13 protein-coding genes are annotated in these 14,701 nt (G+C 70.8%); 8 read left to right on the plus strand and 5 right to left on the minus strand.

Annotated elements, in window-relative coordinates; all coding sequences use genetic code 11:
• The first annotated feature begins 147 nt into the window (after window positions 1–147).
• The 3 genes from dhaL (AB0F40_RS03045) to dhaL (AB0F40_RS03055) all read left to right on the plus strand — a co-directional run bounded on the left by dhaL (AB0F40_RS03045) (window position 148) and on the right by dhaL (AB0F40_RS03055) (window position 2,642).
• Complete coding sequence (gene dhaL, locus AB0F40_RS03045) at window positions 148–798, plus strand: dihydroxyacetone kinase subunit DhaL (RefSeq protein WP_357463974.1); 651 nt, start codon at window positions 148–150, stop codon at window positions 796–798.
• A gap of 154 nt (window positions 799–952) precedes the next feature.
• Complete coding sequence (locus AB0F40_RS03050; protein ID WP_357463977.1) at window positions 953–1,957, plus strand: dihydroxyacetone kinase subunit DhaK; 1,005 nt, start codon at window positions 953–955, stop codon at window positions 1,955–1,957.
• A 52-nt stretch (window positions 1,958–2,009) separates the two neighbouring features.
• Window positions 2,010–2,642 (plus strand): dihydroxyacetone kinase subunit DhaL, encoded by a 633-nt coding sequence (dhaL, locus tag AB0F40_RS03055; RefSeq protein ID WP_357463980.1) that lies wholly within the window; start codon window positions 2,010–2,012, stop codon window positions 2,640–2,642.
• On the opposite strand, the gene AB0F40_RS03060 is transcribed toward dhaL (AB0F40_RS03055), so the two are convergent.
• Window positions 2,632–3,486, minus strand: coding sequence for an alpha/beta fold hydrolase (locus AB0F40_RS03060; protein ID WP_357463983.1), 855 nt, complete (start codon window positions 3,484–3,486; stop codon window positions 2,632–2,634). The genes dhaL (AB0F40_RS03055) and AB0F40_RS03060 overlap by 11 nt on opposite strands.
• A gap of 30 nt (window positions 3,487–3,516) precedes the next feature.
• Window positions 3,517–4,161, minus strand: a complete 645-nt coding sequence (locus AB0F40_RS03065; protein ID WP_357463986.1) for a CGNR zinc finger domain-containing protein — start codon at window positions 4,159–4,161, stop codon at window positions 3,517–3,519.
• Between the two features lie 125 nt (window positions 4,162–4,286).
• Here AB0F40_RS03065 and AB0F40_RS03070 point away from each other — a divergent pair, with 125 nt between their 5' ends.
• On the plus strand, window positions 4,287–4,835 hold the full coding sequence (locus tag AB0F40_RS03070; protein WP_357463988.1) for a carboxymuconolactone decarboxylase family protein: 549 nt from the start codon (window positions 4,287–4,289) through the stop codon (window positions 4,833–4,835).
• Window positions 4,836–4,878: 43 nt separating this feature from the next.
• Complete coding sequence (locus tag AB0F40_RS03075) at window positions 4,879–5,358, plus strand: nuclear transport factor 2 family protein (RefSeq protein ID WP_357463991.1); 480 nt, start codon at window positions 4,879–4,881, stop codon at window positions 5,356–5,358.
• A 159-nt stretch (window positions 5,359–5,517) separates the two neighbouring features.
• On the opposite strand, the gene AB0F40_RS03080 is transcribed toward AB0F40_RS03075, so the two are convergent.
• The 3 genes from AB0F40_RS03080 to AB0F40_RS03090 form a co-directional block, all read right to left on the minus strand.
• On the minus strand, window positions 5,518–6,126 hold the full coding sequence (locus AB0F40_RS03080) for a DinB family protein (protein ID WP_357463994.1): 609 nt from the start codon (window positions 6,124–6,126) through the stop codon (window positions 5,518–5,520).
• A gap of 61 nt (window positions 6,127–6,187) precedes the next feature.
• Window positions 6,188–7,399, minus strand: a complete 1,212-nt coding sequence (locus tag AB0F40_RS03085) for a mannonate dehydratase (RefSeq protein WP_357463997.1) — start codon at window positions 7,397–7,399, stop codon at window positions 6,188–6,190.
• Between the two features lie 4 nt (window positions 7,400–7,403).
• Entirely contained in the window at window positions 7,404–10,385 is a 2,982-nt protein-coding gene (locus AB0F40_RS03090; protein WP_357463999.1) for a glycoside hydrolase family 2 TIM barrel-domain containing protein, read from the minus strand.
• A 317-nt stretch (window positions 10,386–10,702) separates the two neighbouring features.
• Here AB0F40_RS03090 and AB0F40_RS03095 point away from each other — a divergent pair, with 317 nt between their 5' ends.
• Genes AB0F40_RS03095 through AB0F40_RS03105 form a run of 3 tightly spaced genes read left to right on the plus strand, consistent with a single transcriptional unit; the run spans window position 10,703 to window position 14,627 of the window.
• Window positions 10,703–11,962 carry an aspartate aminotransferase family protein gene (locus tag AB0F40_RS03095; RefSeq protein ID WP_357464002.1) on the plus strand — a complete coding sequence of 420 codons (1,260 nt, stop codon included), beginning with the start codon at window positions 10,703–10,705 and terminating at the stop codon, window positions 11,960–11,962.
• The gene (gene doeA / locus AB0F40_RS03100) at window positions 11,962–13,254 is read left to right on the plus strand and encodes an ectoine hydrolase (protein WP_357464005.1); all 1,293 of its coding nucleotides are present in this window, start codon (window positions 11,962–11,964) and stop codon (window positions 13,252–13,254) included. The genes AB0F40_RS03095 and doeA overlap by 1 nt, the downstream gene beginning before the upstream one ends.
• A complete protein-coding gene (locus AB0F40_RS03105) occupies window positions 13,251–14,627 on the plus strand; it encodes an NAD-dependent succinate-semialdehyde dehydrogenase (RefSeq protein ID WP_357464008.1) in 1,377 nt (458 codons plus the stop codon). The genes doeA and AB0F40_RS03105 overlap by 4 nt, the downstream gene beginning before the upstream one ends.
• Window positions 14,628–14,701 lie beyond the last annotated feature (74 nt).

Consider the following 14,701-nt stretch of genomic DNA (forward strand, 5'->3'; position numbering starts at 1 on the left):
GGTTCCGACGGCGGAGCCTGTGCCGACGCAGCCGGTCGCACCCACGGGCCGGGGCAATCACCGTATGGCACGCTCCGTACAGGGACTGGCGCGCACGGTGTCACCGATCCGGTGCCACCCATCCGGAGCTTCACGGGAGGACAGAGCATGGCCACCGCAGTGACCAACGAGGTGATCATCGACTGGTTGGCCCGGTTTCACGACATCGTCGCCAAGCAGCGCGCCTACCTGACCGAGCTCGACTCGGCGATCGGGGACGCGGACCACGGCGTGAACATGGACCGTGGCCTGGCACAGGTGGTGGCGATGCTGGACGAGCCGGCCGACGGGTCCGGCGTCTCGACCGGCGCGCTCCTGCAGCACATCGGCAACGGCCTGCTCACCTCGCTCGGTGGGGCCGCCGGGCCCCTGTACAGCGCCTTGTTCCTGGGAGCGGGGGCCGCCGCCGGCGAGCGCACCCAGCTCGATGCCGGCGACCTGGCCGGCAGCCTGCGAGCGGGGCTGGCCGAGCTGGTGCGGCGGGGCAGCGCCGAGAGCGGCGACAAGACGATGTTCGACGCGCTCGACCCCGCGGTCCAGGCCCTGCAGCAGGCGGCCGACGACGGCGCGGGGCTCGGCCCGGCGACGGCGGCTGCCGCGGCGGCGGCCGTCGCGGGACGCGAGGCGACCGCACCGATGCTCGCCCGCAAGGGCCGGGCCAGCTACCTGGGTGAGCGGTCGGTCGGCCACGTGGATCCCGGGGCCGCATCGGCGACGATGCTGGTCGTCGCCCTCGCCGAGGCCGCCGCACAGGGATAGGCCGCCGCCTCGGCCAGGTCGAGGCTCGACCACGGTCGCCAACGCAGGCGCGACGCATCTTGACAACATCTCTCTGTCGGGACAGCATTCGATAATGTCGAATGCACTTCGGTAAAACCGAAGACAGCCGCACCACGGTTCAAGGGAGAGCAGCATGTCAACGCCTGCACGCCGCCAGTTCATCAACGCGCCGGACGACGTCATCGACGAGGCCCTCGAGGGCCTCGTGCTGGCCAATCCGCACCTGCTGAGGCTCGACCCCGCCGAGCGTCTCGTCTCGCGGGCCGAACCCGCGTCGAAGAAGGTGGGGCTGCTGTCCGGGGGCGGCTCCGGACATGAGCCGCTGCACGCCGGACTCGTCGGGACCGGGATGCTCGACGTCGCCGTGGCCGGCGCGGTGTTCGCCAGCCCGACCGCCAGCCAGGTCCGCGCCGGGACACTCCTGGCCGACAGCGGTGCCGGTGTGCTGCACATCGTGAAGAACTACACCGGTGACGTGCTCAACTTCCAGATCGCAGCCGAGCTCGCCGAGGACGACGTCGTCGTCGAGTCGGTGCTCGTCGACGACGACCTCGCCACGACCAGCACGAACGGTGGACCCGGTCGGCGCGGGACCGCGGCGACCGTGGTGGTCGAGAAGGTCTGTGGCGCCCTCGCGGAGGCCGGTGCCGACCTGTCGACGGTCGCCGCGCGCGGCCGAGACGTGGTGGCCCGTTCCCGCAGCCTCGCCATCGCGCTGGACGCCTGCGCCCACCCTGGCCAGTCCCAGCCCGCCTTCGAGCTGCCCGACGACCTGGTCGAGTTCGGGGTCGGCATCCACGGCGAGCGCGGCACTGGCCGCATCCCGTTCGCGTCGGCCGACGAGCTGGTCGAACAGCTCGTCGACCCCCTCGTCCAGGACCTGTCGCTGGGCAGCGGGGACGGCGTGATCGCCGTGATCAACGGGCTGGGCAGCACCTACCCGCTCGAGCTGGCGATCATCACCCGGCAGGTCCACCGGCTCCTGGCCGCCCGTGGCATCACGGTGGCCCGCACGCTGACCGGCTCGTACGTGACGTCACTGGACATGCACGGCGCCTCGGTCACCCTCACGGTCGCCGACGACGATCTCGTCCGCGCCTGGGACGCGCCGGTCCGGACGCCGTCCCTCACCTGGTGACCCGCACGCAGCACCCCACACCGAGCACCGACACCGAGCACAGGAGACAGACATGACCGACCACATCGACGGCGCCCTCGCCCTGAGCTGGATGAACAGGTTCACCGAGGACTTCCACGACGCCCAGCAGGCGCTCACGGACCTCGACCGCCAGGCCGGTGACGGCGACTTCGGGACGAACCTCGCCTCGGCGCTGCGCAAGGTCGTCGCCGAGCTGCCCACCGCCGAGGACGCGACCTTCGCGTCGGTGTTCACCGCTACCGCCAACGGGTTCCTCGCCACCGGCGGCACGAGCGGTCCCCTGTTCGGCATGTGGTTCCGCGCGATCTCGCGGTCGACCGCCCCCGAGGGCACGGGCACCGACCTGCTCGCCCAGGGCGTGGCGGCCGGGCTGGCCAAGGTCCAGCAGCTCGGTGGCGCCTCGGTGGGGGACAACACGATGATCGACGCGCTCGCCCCGGCCTCGCAGTCGTTGCTCGACGCGTCCACCAACGGCCTGACGGTCGACAAGGCGCTCACGTCGGCCGCGGAGGCGGCACGCGCGGGCGCCGCCTCGACGGCCGAGCTCCTGGCGGCGCGCGGCCGCGCCAGCTACGTCGGCGAGCTGGCGCGCGGCGTCGAGGACCCCGGTGCGGTCACCGTGGCCATGTTCTTCGAGGCGGGCGCGGCGGTCGTCAGCGGCTGAGCCCGGCCAGGCCGGCCAGCAGCTCGGCGGCCGGGCGCGGCCGCACCAGCCACAGCAGGTGGCTGGACGTCAGGGTGTGCACGTCGTAGGGGTTGCCGGGAGTGAGCGCATCGCCCTCGCGGATCATCCGGTCCTGCATGGCCGGCGGGATGCTCGTGTCCGCGCTGAGCCGTACGTAGGCCTTGGGGATCGTGCCCCACGTCGCAGCCTGCGCCCGGTCGGCCGACGTACCCACGTCCAGGCTCTCGTCGGGCTGGAACGTGTTGAGGAACGTGAGGAACTCGTCGTCGGTCCCGTCGGCGAGGAACGCCTCCTTGAAGTCCGCGAGCACGGCCGGGTCCGCCGTACGGAAGTTGGACCGCAGCAGGCCGACGGCGGCCGGGTCGGCGACCATCGCGCCCGCGAGCGCCATGGGGTCGACGGAGGCCATCTCGGGTTCTGCGTAGTAGTCGCCCACGTCGAGGTCGACGGGTGCCCAGGCGGAGACGTAGACGATCCGGTCGACCAGGTCGGGGCGGGCGTTGCCGACGGCGGTGATGGTGGCACCACCTCGGCTATGGGCGACGAGGATCACGGGCCCGTGCTGCTTGGCGCGCTCGAGTGCCTCGATGACGCGGGCCGCGTTGTCCGCCAGGGTGACGCCCTTGATGCTGCCGGGCGTCGTCGCGAGGCCGCCCAGGTCCTGCGGGGCCTGGTACGCGGCGGGGTAGGTCGCCTCGAACCCGTGCCCGGGCAGGTCGACGGCGGCGGAGCGGTGGCCCAGCAGCGCCAGCTCGGCCTGGAGCGGCGCGAACGAGAACGAGTTGGCGAAGGCGCCGTGGACCAGTACGAACGTGGGTGACATGGCGTCAGACGCTAGTGCATCGCGTGCGGGTCAGGCCCCCATGGCCTTGCGTCGCTGGTAGTGCCGGGCGGCGCGGGCACGGTTGCCGCAGCCGGGAGAGCACCATTCGCGGCGGTTGTGGTCCTTGGCGAAGTAGAGGACGCACCGGGGCGCGAGGCAGGCGCGGAGCTGGGCGCGCTCGTCGCCGGTGAGCAGGGTGATGAACTCGGCCGCGAGCAGTGCGGCGATCCCGGCGCCTGCGGGCCGTGCGACGTGCAGGGTGCGCTCGGGTGCACCGTCGGCCGACCACTCGAGGGCCGGCCACGGCGGTGCGGCTGCGGCGATGTCGTTAAGGGTCGCGCGAGCCGTGTCTCTGTCGGGGATGGCGGACGCGGCGACGGGCCGAGGGTCCTGGGTGGCGTCTGCCGCCAGTCGGCGTAGCGCGTCGCGCAGGCGGCGCAGGTCGACGGCTGTCGTCCCGAGGTCGGCCGGCCGGTCGGCGGCGAGCCAGGCGGCGGCGCTCGGTGCCGCTTCCGTGAGGCGCGGGCCGATCGCGTGCAGCCAGGCCTGTGCCTCGCTGTCCGTGCCGAGTGCGTCGTGGACGCCGTCGCCGTCGGCCCAGATCGTGTTCATCAGTTCCACGGACAGCGGCTCACCGAGCAGTGGCGCTCGAGTCGGCTCTGCGGTGGTCGTCATGCCCCCAGCCTACCGCACCTAACGGATAGGGCCGATCCCAACCGTTGACAGGCACGCTACGGCCGTGCATGATTCTCTCACGGTTAGCAAACCTGCTAACCGTTATAACTTGAGAGGACACCTCGATGTCGAAGCTGCCCCAGATCGATCCCGCCACCGCGACCGGCGCCGCCGCCGAACTCCTGGCACAGGTGCAGAAGTCGCTCGGCGTGACGCCGAACATGACCAAGGTGATGGCGAACAGCCCCGCGCTGCTCAAGGGCTACCTCGCCCTGTCGGGGGCCCTGGGTGGCGGTGTGCTCCCCGCGGCGGTGCGCGAGCGCCTCGCCGTGGCGACCGCCGAGGCCAACGGCTGCGAGTACTGCCTGTCGGCCCACACCTACATCGGCGCCAACATCGCTCACGTCGACGCCGACGAGCTGGAGCTGGCCCGGTCGGCGGAGTCGAACGACCCGCACGCCGCGGCTCTCCTGGCCCTGTCCAACGCTGTCCTTGCCACCAAGGGTGCCGTCGACGACGCAGACCTCGAGGCCGCCCGCCAGGCCGGTGTCACCGATGCCGAGATCGGCGAGGTGGTCGGTCACATCGCGCTCAACGTGCTGACCAACTACTTCAACATCCTCAGCCAGGTCGACAACGACTGGCCGGTCGTCACTCCGCGCGTGACTGTCTGACCCTGTTCCACCAACCGATCCAGCCCATCGAGGAGACTGACCGATGACCGAGTCCAGGCCACCGTTCCCGCCCTTCGACCTCGACAGCGCGCTCGCCAAGGTGCAGGCCGCGGAGGACGCGTGGAACACCCGCGACCCGCACCGCGTGAGCCTCTCCTACACATCCGACTCGGTGTGGCGCAACCGCGACACCTTTGTCACCGGCCGCGAGGCCATCGTGGAGCTGCTCACCGCGAAGTGGGAGCGCGAACAGGACTACGCACTGCGCAAGAGCCTGTGGGCCTTCGGTGAGAACCGCATCGCCGTCCGCTTCCAGTACGAGTGGCACGACCAGGCCGGGCAGTGGTTCCGCAGCTACGGCAACGAGCTGTGGGAGTTCGCCGCGTCCGGGCTGATGCGCCGCCGCGAGGCAAGCATCAACGACACCACCATCACGGAGACGGACCGCCGCTGGTTCGGACCACGCCCCGAGCACGAGCGAGGCGTGAACTTCTGGTCGGACGAGGACATCCCTCTCCAGTAGTCACGTCCAGTCATCACGGCGGCCAGGATGCGGGGCGAGGCGTGCGCCCGAAAGCAGACTCGCGGGGGTGTGTTGCTGTGCGTGGACATTGTCTACGCACAGCAACACCCCCCGCGAGGTAGACGTTCCCCAGAGCGCGTGCCAGCGGCAGTCACGTCATCACTGGCCCACGCGGCCGTCGATCCGTTCGCGCAGGATGTCCGCGTGCCCGCAGTGGCGCGCGTACTCGACGATCTGCCCGACGAGGGCGTCGCGAAGCTGCAGGTCCCCGCCCTCCGGCCCGAAGTCGGACGTGCCGGTGTTCCACTTTCCGAGGTCGGGCTCGCCGTGGAGGTACCGGTCAGTGGCCTCCATCTCGGCGTGCCACTGCCGCCAGGCGTCCTCGACGACCGCCGGGTCGGCGACGGCGCCGTTCCACTGCGCGTCGCGGTCCTCCTCGGGGCGGTACAGGTCCGGGGCGTCCTCGCCCGCCATGACGCGGCGCAGGTGCCGTTCGCCGTCGGCGAGGTGCCGCACCAGGCCGAGCAGGGACATGGTGGACGGCGGTGCCGACCGGCGGGCGAGCTGCTCGGCGTCGAGCCCTCCGCACTTCAGCTCCAGGGTGAGCCGGTAGTACCGGAGGTAGTCGAGCAGCAGGCCGCGCTCGTCGTCGGGCGGGACCTCGGTCTCGCGTGGGTCGTCGTCGGGGTCGGTCCACATGTCGGGAAAGACTGTGGACTGTGTCCAGCGCGTCGTCAGGGTTTCTTCGGCCTGCTCCTGTGGGTCCATACGAACATCGTGACCCCGTGCCGGAGCCGACCGCCACGGAAAATCGGCCCCGCGCTGCCGCTCAGCCCTGGTAGTGGAACGCGTCCCAGGCGCCGAGCAGGTACTGGATGCCGAGCGCGCGGTCGTAGAGGCCGTAACCGGGGCGGGGTTTGTTGGTGGTGTTCTCGTCCCAGAGGTGCCTGCCGTGGTCGGGCCGGATGTAGCCCTGGTAGCCGGCCTCGGCATAGGCCTTCATGATCCCGGTGGTGTCGACGCTGCCCTCGGACGCGCGGTGCGCCACCTCGGTGAAGTCGCCGTTGTCGAAGTGCTTGATGTTGCGCACGTGCGAGAAGTGGATGCGGTCCATGAAGGTGCGCACGGCGTCGACGGCGTCGTGCTCGGGGTTGGCGGAGAAGCTGCCGAGGCACAGCGTGAGGCCGTGGTGCGGGCTCGGGTGCAGGTCGAGCACGCGCGCCAGGCCCTCCTTGCCCGAGACGACGCGCGGCCAGCCGAAGACGTCGAACGGCGGGTCGTCGGGGTGCACGCCCAGCTTGACGTCGTACTCCTCGCACGTCGGGATCACGGCGTCGAGGAAGTACTTGTAGTTCGCGTACATGTCGTCGTGGGTGACGCCCACGTAGGCCTCGTTGAGCTCATGGAAGCTGGCGAGCCGCTCCGGCTCCCAGCCGGGCAGGGTGAGCCCGTGCGTGTTCGCCTCCATGTCGGCGATCAGGCTCTCGGGCGACATCTTGTCGACGACTGCCTTCTCGTAGTACAGCGCGGTCGAGCCGTCGGGCAGCGGGTGCCACAGGTCCGTGCGCAGCCAGTCGAAGACGGGCATGAAGTTGTAGCAGACGACCTTCACGCCGGCCCGGCCGAGCCGCTCGATCGTCGTGATGTAGTTCGCGATCGCCTCGTCCCGGCTCATCCCGAGGACGGTCCGGCCGAGCTTGATCGACTCGTGCACGTTGACCGACTCGACGACCTCCGCGTCGAAGGTCCGTGTCACGCCCTTGGCGTGTGCATCGGAGGACAGGCCGGTGATCCGCGCGACCTCCGCGTCGATCTCCGCCTGCTCCCAGACCTCACCGGCCTGCTTGTGGTGCAGGCCCCACACGATGGTCTCCACGCCAGGGATCTGGCGCACCTGGTCCAGGGTCACGGTGTCGTTGCCGTCGCCGTACCAGCGGAAGCCCATCTTCACGGTGTACTCCTCGTCGTCGTCCTCGTATGGCCAATCTTGTATGACCGTCCTTGTATACATCATGCCCGCCCCGGCGACCGGGGCGGGCACGTGTTCACAGGGTGGTGAACCGGAGGCGCATCCGGACGGGTGCGGCGTGCAGCTGGGCGTTCGGCAGGACACCGGGTCCGCACGCAGCGCTTCCGACACCGTGCTGGGCGGCGTCGAGGTGCAGCCACAGCCTGCCGTCCGGTTCGAGCTCGTGCGGGTGGGCCGCGCGGTCCAGCGCCTCGTCGGGCCACGGGCGCAGCGACAGCTCGATCCCGAGCTGCGACCGGGCGCCGACCGCCACCTCGTCGGCGTCGATCCGCAGGCCGGAGCCGTCGGCGAAGGACAGCGCGGCGCTCGTGACCCCGCGTCGTGCGCCGTTCTCCTGCGGGTGGGTGTACCGGGTCTGCCAGTCGGCGACGGTGTGCCGCCACGCGCCCCCGAGGGCCGCGCGCCTCGAGTCCGCGTACGACTCGTCCGGCCCGAGGCCCGTCCAGCGGACGCCGGTCTCCCCCGCCCGTGTCTCGTCGAGCGCGAGCAGCAGCCCGAGGCGCGCGACGCTCTCGGGCCAGCGGGCTTCCGGCCGGATGTCGACGAGGAGGTCCACGGCGTCCGGTGCGTCGGTGACCGGCTGCCAGCGGTACGTCGTGGCGAATCCCGCCCGGGTCGCCGGTCCGGCGGTCCGGGCCTCGATCGCGAGCGCGCCGTCGGCCGTGACGGCCACGCCGCCCTTGCGCTCGGCGAGCAGGTGCAGGCCGACGCCGCGCCACTTCTCCGCGTCGGCCGGCCCGCGCCACTTCGCCGGACGGCGGTCGTTGTCGGTCGGCGCCCGCCAGGCATCGACCCGGAGGGCGTGCACCGCGCGGCCGCCGAGCGAGCGCAGGCCACCCCGGCCGTCGAACACCGCCGGACCGGCACGGAACCCGCCGTCGGCCTCCGTGGTGACCCGGCCGGTCGGAGCCGGGAGCTCCGCCGGCCCGACCAGGAGCAGCTGGCCCGCACCAAGCTCGAACCCCGGCTCGAGCCACGCCTCCTCGAGCGCCTCGGCCTTCTGCTGGACGGCGCGCACCGTCCACCAGACCGGCGCTTCCCCTGGCTCCAGCGACGGCAGGCCGGACGGCGGCCGCACCACCGACTCGGCGCCCGCGTCGAGGACCAGGTCGAGGGTGCCCGTGGCCAGCTCCTCCTCACCACGGTGCAGCGTCCAGCGGAGCTCGGCGTGGCTCGTGTCCCGGAACGAGTAGCGGTTGCGGACCAGCAGCGAACCGTCGGGCCGGGCGTCGATGCGGATCGGCGCGAACACCGCCGCCGTCTCGAGCAGCCCGGGTGACAGCGTGCGGTCGGGCAGGAGCAGGCCGTCCGCGATGAACGTCCCGTCGTGGAACTTCTCGCCGAAGTCGCCGCCGTACGCCGAGAACAGGTTCCCGTCGGCGTCGGTACGGCTCAGCCCGTGGTCGATCCACTCCCAGATGAAGCCGCCGAGCAGGCGCGCGTGGCGGTCGAAGGCCGCGTCGTAGTCGGCCAGCCCGCCCGGGCCGTTGCCCATCGCGTGCGCGTACTCGCACAGGACGAACGGCATGGCCCGACGGCGGGCATCGGCCTCGGCGCGCTCGAGCGGCGGCTCGGTGCCCTGCCCGATCAGCTCGACCTCCTCGCTGTCGGCGTACATCCGCGAGTACACGTCCACGTGGTCGCTCGAGAAGTCGCCCTCGTAGTGGACGGGCCGGCTCGGGTCGAGCGCCCGGACGGCGTCGACCATCGCCGGGATGTTGCACCCGCCGCCCGCCTCGTTGCCCAGCGACCACATGACGATGCTCGCGTGGTGCGCGTCGCGACGTACCGTCCGGGTGACGCGGTCGACCAGCACATCGGTCCAGCCCGGGTCGTCGACCGGGTTGCCAGCCCAGCCCTCGTCGAGGAAGCCGTGCGTCTCCAGGTCGTTCTCGTCGACCACGTAGAGGCCGTACCGGTCGCACAGGTCGAGGAAGTGCGGGTGCGGCGGGTAGTGGCTCGTGCGGACGGCGTTGATGTGGTGCCGCTTCATGAGCAGCACGTCCTCGAGCATCAGCTCCGGCGTCACGGCACGCCCGCGCAGCGGGTCGAACTCGTGCCGGTTGACGCCGCGGAGCTTGATCGGCCGGCCGTTGACGAGGAACACGCCGTCCTCGATCGAGACGGTCCGGAACCCGACGGCGAGCGTCACCGTCTCGGTGTCGGTAGCGACGACGACGTCGTAGAGCCGCGGACGCTCGGCGCTCCAGGGCTCGACGGGAACCCGCACCGGCTCGCCTGCCGCTGTCTCGATGCCGAGATCCGGCACCGTCACCCTTGCCGCGACCGGGCCTGGCGTGCCCACGACTGTCGCAGCGTCCACCCGCAGCGTGCCGACGCCGGTCGTGTGGTCGTAGCCGGCGTGCACGCGGACGTCGTCGAGCGCGCCGTCCGGCCGGTGCTCCAGCGTGACGCTGCGGAAGATGCCGGAGAGCCACCACTGGTCCTGGTCCTCGACGTACGACATGGCCGACCACTTGGTGACGCGGACGGCGAGGAGGTGCTCGCCCCCCGCGCGCAGCCGGTCGGTCAGGTCCACCTCGGTGGGCAGGCGGGAGCCGTGCGACGTGGCGAGCAGCTCGCCGTCGAGCGCCACCTGGAACCAGGAGTCCACGCCCTCGAAGCGCAGCAGGGTACGGCCGTTCTCCGGCCAGTCGGCCGGCAGCCGGAACGTCGTGCGGTACTCGCCCGTCGGGTTGTCGTCGGGCACGTGCGGCGGGTCGACAGGGAACGGGTAGAGCACGTTGTTGTACCCGGGCACGCCGTAGGGCCAGGCGTACGGGGCCTCGGCGAGCTGCCAGTGTCCGGGAACCGTCAGCCGGTCCCAGTCGTCACCCCGCTCGGCGCGGTCCACTCCCGTGTCGGGGTGCGGGAACAGCCGGAACCGCCACTCGCCGTCGAGCGACATGACGGAGGCGCTCGAGGCACCGGTCGGCGCACGGAACCGCGGCGCGACGACGCCGTCCGGCGTGACGACGGATTCGTGGGTGTTGGTCATGACTCCTCCAGGCGGCGGGAGCGGGTTAGGCAATGGACCGGCAAAAGTGCCGGTCGAGACGCTACATCGAATCGTTCCGCAGGACGGCATCAAACGCCCTGCCCAGCGGTGTGCATCGCGGACGGATCCCCGCCAGGAAGTGGTGCCAGGACAGGGGTTGCCCCTGAACAGGTTGGGGTTCACGCTGTAGGTGTTGGCTTCCTGCACCGGGGTGATAGCACCTCCGTCGCGGGAAGTTTCGCATTTTGCCATCCCGGCGACCGCCGGCAACGAGGAGACCCACCACAGACCCTTTGTACGACCCGAAGAGGTGCGGCATGGACATGACCCCGTTCGAGCAGTCCGAATCCAGCGTCCGCGGCTACAGCCGCGCTTATCCGACCGTGTTCGCCTCGGCGTCCAACGCACGGCAGACGGCCGAGGACGGCACGTCCTACATCGACTTCTTCGCCGGGGCAGGGGTGCTGAACTTCGGGCACAACGATCCGCGGATGAAGGCGGCGATGATCGCCTTCCTCGAGAACGACGGCGTGGCCCACAGCCTCGACACCTACACGACCACGAAGCGCGACTTCATCGAGAAGTTCCGGGACGTGGTCCTGCGGCCGCGGGGCATGGACCACCGCATGCAGTTCACGGGGCCGACCGGCACCAACGCCGTGGAAGCCGCCCTCAAGCTGGCCCGGCTGACCACGGGACGACGCGAGGTCGTCGCCTTCAGCAACGGGTTCCACGGCATGACCCTGGGGGCGCTGGCCGCCACGGCCAACGACGCGTTCCGCAAGTGGGCGGGCGTGCCGCTGAACGACGTCGTGCGCCTGCCGTTCGAGACGTCGCCCGGCGGTGACACTGCTGTCGCCGACTACGGGGCCGCACTGCGCAACGCGTCCAGCGGTCTGACGCCGCCTGCCGCGTTCCTGGTCGAGGTGGTACAGGCGGAGGGCGGCGTCAACCTCGCCACCGCCGAGTGGCTGCACCAGGTCCAGGACCTGGCCCGCGAGGTCGGTGCGCTGTTCATCATCGATGACATCCAGGCCGGCTGCGGCCGGACCGGCAGCTACTTCTCGTTCGACGGCATGGGGCTCGACCCCGACATCATCACCCTGGCCAAGGGCCTCGGCGGCTTCGGCACCCCGATCGCGATGAACCTGAACAAGCCGTCGGTCGACGACAACTGGTCGCCCGGCGCGCACACCGGCACGTTCCGCGGCCAGGGTCTCTCGTTCGTCGCGGGCACGGTGGCGCTGGACTACTTCACCGACGACACGCTGATGAACGAGGTGGAGGCCAAGGGCGCCGTCATGCGGGACCGCCTCGAGGCCATCGCCGCAGCCCACCCGGAGCAGGACTGGGAGGTGCGCGGTCGCGGCATGATGCAGGCCCTGGACACCGGCGACGGCGCCTTCGCCAAGCGGGTCCAGCAGGCGGCCTTCGAGACGGGCCTGCTCATCGGCCCGTGTGGGACGGGCGGTCAGGTGATCAAGCTGATCCCGCCCCTGACCATCCCCGACGAGGACCTCGCAGAGGGCCTGGACATCCTCGACAAGGCGATCACGACGTCGGCGGGGGTGGCGTGATGCGCGCGCGTGACGACATGACCTTCCCACCGGAGGAGTACGAGCGCCGGCTGCACGACCTGCGGGAACGGATGGCCAAGCGCCGGCTCGACGCCGTGGTCATCACCGACCCGGAGAACCTGATGTACCTGACCGACTACCAGACGACCGGGTACTCGTTCTTCCAGGCGCTGGTGGTTCCGCTCGACGGCGAGCCCCTCATGATCACCCGGGCCATGGAGGAGTCCAACGTCATCGAGCGCACCTGGGTCGAGCACACCCGGCCGTACCCCGACACGGGTGACGCCATCCAGGAGCTCGTGCTGGCGCTGAACCAGTCCGGGCTCGGGCACAAGCGGGTCGGCTACGAACGGAACAGCTACTTCTTCCCCGCCTACCAGCAGGACCGGATCCACACCTCGTTCCAGCACGGCGTGCTCCTGGACTGCTTCGGCATCGTCGAGGCAGGGCGGCTCCGCAAGTCCGACGTCGAGATCGACGTGATGCGCAAGGCCGCGCGCGCCACCGAGGCGGGCATGGCAGCGGGCCTCGCCGCCGCTCTCCCCGGCGCCACCGAGAACGACGTGGCGGCCGCCATCTCGTCCGCCATGTTCCGCGCGGGCGGCGAGTTCCCGTCGGTGATGCCGTACGTGGCGTCCGGGCCCCGGTCGATGATCGGGCACGCGACGTGGGAGGGGCGCGTCATCCAGCCGAACGACCACGTGCTCCTCGAGATCGGCGGCTGCTACCGCAGGTACCACACGGCGATGATGCGCACCGCCGTCACCGGTGAGCTGTCGGACTCGATGTACCGGTCGCAGGAACGGATGAAGGCGGCGCTGGCGGAGCTGAAGAGCCTGATGGGCCCCGGCATGACCGTGTCGGACGCCGACTCGATAGTGCGGCGCATCATCTCGGACAACGACGTCGGCGCCCGGCTGGTGACCCGGTCCGGGTACTCGATAGGGATCGCCTTCCCGCCGTCCTGGGACGAGGGGTACATCCTGTCGCTGAACCCCGGCGACTTCTCGGTGCTCGAACCGGGCATGACCTTCCACGTGATCCCGTGGATGTGGGGGGTCGACGGCACCAAGACCGTCGGGATCTCCGACACCATCCGCATCACCGACGACGGGTGCGAGTCGTTCTTCAGCCTGGACGAGGACTTCGTCGTGCACGCCACCGACGCGGCGACACTGACGTCGGTGGCCGACCTCGAACCCGACACCGTCGTCGGAGCGCCCGCCGCGGCCGTGACCGCCACCGCCGTCGAAGCCGCCGCAGGAACAGCCGTAGGAACAGGAGAACGATGAGCTTCCTCACCGCTACCGACCCCACCTCCGGTGCCGTCGTCCGCCGTGTTCCCGCCGCGACACCGGAACAGATCACGGCCACCATCGACCGTGCCCAGGACGCCTTCGAGAGCTGGCGTACGACGTCGTTCGAGGAGCGCGCCGACGTCCTGCGTGCGGTGGCCGCGTACATGCACGAGAACGTGGACAAGCTCGGCATGGTGATGACAGAGGAGATGGGCAAGCCCATGTCCGAGTCGCGGGGCGAGGTCAACAAGGCGGCGTGGGCCGCCGAGTACTACGCCGAGCACGCGGAGGCGCACCTGGCGCCCGAGGTCCTCGAGTCGGACGCGACCTCCAGCTACGTCCAGTACCTGCCGCTCGGACCGATCCTCGGTGTGCTGCCGTGGAACGCCCCGTTCTGGCTGGCCTTCCGCTTCTGCGCGCCGGCGCTGATGGCGGGCAACACCTGCGTCATGAAGCACGACCCGCACGTGCCCGGCTGCGCCGAGGCGATCGCCGGCGTCTTCGACGCTGTCGGTGCGCCACCCGGCATCTTCCAGGCGGTGCTGGCCGAGACGCCCGACGTGGAGCAGGCGATCCGCGACCCCCGGATCCAGGCGGTGTCGTTCACCGGCTCCGAACGCGGCGGGTCGGTAGTCGCCTCGATCGCGGCGAGCGAGATCAAGCCCACCGTGCTGGAGCTCGGTGGGTCGGACCCCTGCATAGTCCTGGCCGACGCCGACCTGGTCCAGGCCGCCGACGTCATCGCGCTGTCCCGCATCATCAACGCGGGACAGTCCTGCATCGCCGCCAAGCGCATCATCGTCGAACGTCCGGTGCACGACGAGCTCGTCGAGCTGCTCGCCGCACGACTGGGCGCCCTGGTCGTCGGCGATCCGCGCGACGACGCCACCCAGGTCGGGCCGATCGCCAGGTCCGACCTCCGCGACAACCTCCACCGCCAGGTCACCGAGAGCGTCGCGGCGGGCGCCAAGTGCGTGCTCGGCGGCGAGCTGCCCGACGGCGACGGCTGGTTCTACCCGGTCACGCTGCTGACCGGCGTCGCTCCCGACATGCCAGCCTGTCGCGAGGAGACGTTCGGACCGGTCGCCGTCGTCATGGCGGCCGACGACGCCGAGTCGGCGCTCGCCCTGGCCAACGACACGCCGTACGGGCTGGCGGCCAGCGTCTGGACCAGCGCCGAGCGGGGTGAGGCGATGGCCCGGCACATCTTCGCCGGTCAGGTGACGGTGAACGGGATCGTGAAGTCGGACCCCAGGCTGCCCAGCGGAGGCATCAAGCGCTCGGGTTACGGCCGGGAGCTGGGGCCGCACGGCATCCGCGAGTTCGTGAACGCGCAGCAGGTGTGGGTGGGGCCCAAGACGGGCTGATCAGTCCGCTTCGAGAATGCGATCTGGCATGGTTCACAGGCCGGATCCATGCCAGATCGCATTCTCGAGGCGGA

It is taken from the genome of Promicromonospora sp. NPDC023987, assembly GCF_040639055.1.
Classification (GTDB): Bacteria; Actinomycetota; Actinomycetes; order Actinomycetales; family Cellulomonadaceae; genus Promicromonospora.

What these genes read in the sequence shown, in the direction of transcription:
- dhaL (WP_357463974.1), top strand. Translation starts at nt 148, where the DNA reads ATGGCCACCGCAGTGACCAACGAGGTGATCATCGACTGGTTGGCCCGG.
- AB0F40_RS03050 (WP_357463977.1), top strand. Translation starts at nt 953, where the DNA reads ATGTCAACGCCTGCACGCCGCCAGTTCATCAACGCGCCGGACGACGTC.
- dhaL (WP_357463980.1), top strand. Translation starts at nt 2,010, where the DNA reads ATGACCGACCACATCGACGGCGCCCTCGCCCTGAGCTGGATGAACAGG.
- AB0F40_RS03060 (WP_357463983.1), bottom strand. Translation starts at nt 3,486, where the DNA reads ATGTCACCCACGTTCGTACTGGTCCACGGCGCCTTCGCCAACTCGTTC.
- AB0F40_RS03065 (WP_357463986.1), bottom strand. Translation starts at nt 4,161, where the DNA reads ATGACGACCACCGCAGAGCCGACTCGAGCGCCACTGCTCGGTGAGCCG.
- AB0F40_RS03070 (WP_357463988.1), top strand. Translation starts at nt 4,287, where the DNA reads ATGTCGAAGCTGCCCCAGATCGATCCCGCCACCGCGACCGGCGCCGCC.
- AB0F40_RS03075 (WP_357463991.1), top strand. Translation starts at nt 4,879, where the DNA reads ATGACCGAGTCCAGGCCACCGTTCCCGCCCTTCGACCTCGACAGCGCG.
- AB0F40_RS03080 (WP_357463994.1), bottom strand. Translation starts at nt 6,126, where the DNA reads ATGGACCCACAGGAGCAGGCCGAAGAAACCCTGACGACGCGCTGGACA.
- AB0F40_RS03090 (WP_357463999.1), bottom strand. Translation starts at nt 10,385, where the DNA reads ATGACCAACACCCACGAATCCGTCGTCACGCCGGACGGCGTCGTCGCG.
- AB0F40_RS03095 (WP_357464002.1), top strand. Translation starts at nt 10,703, where the DNA reads ATGGACATGACCCCGTTCGAGCAGTCCGAATCCAGCGTCCGCGGCTAC.
- doeA (WP_357464005.1), top strand. Translation starts at nt 11,962, where the DNA reads ATGCGCGCGCGTGACGACATGACCTTCCCACCGGAGGAGTACGAGCGC.
- AB0F40_RS03105 (WP_357464008.1), top strand. Translation starts at nt 13,251, where the DNA reads ATGAGCTTCCTCACCGCTACCGACCCCACCTCCGGTGCCGTCGTCCGC.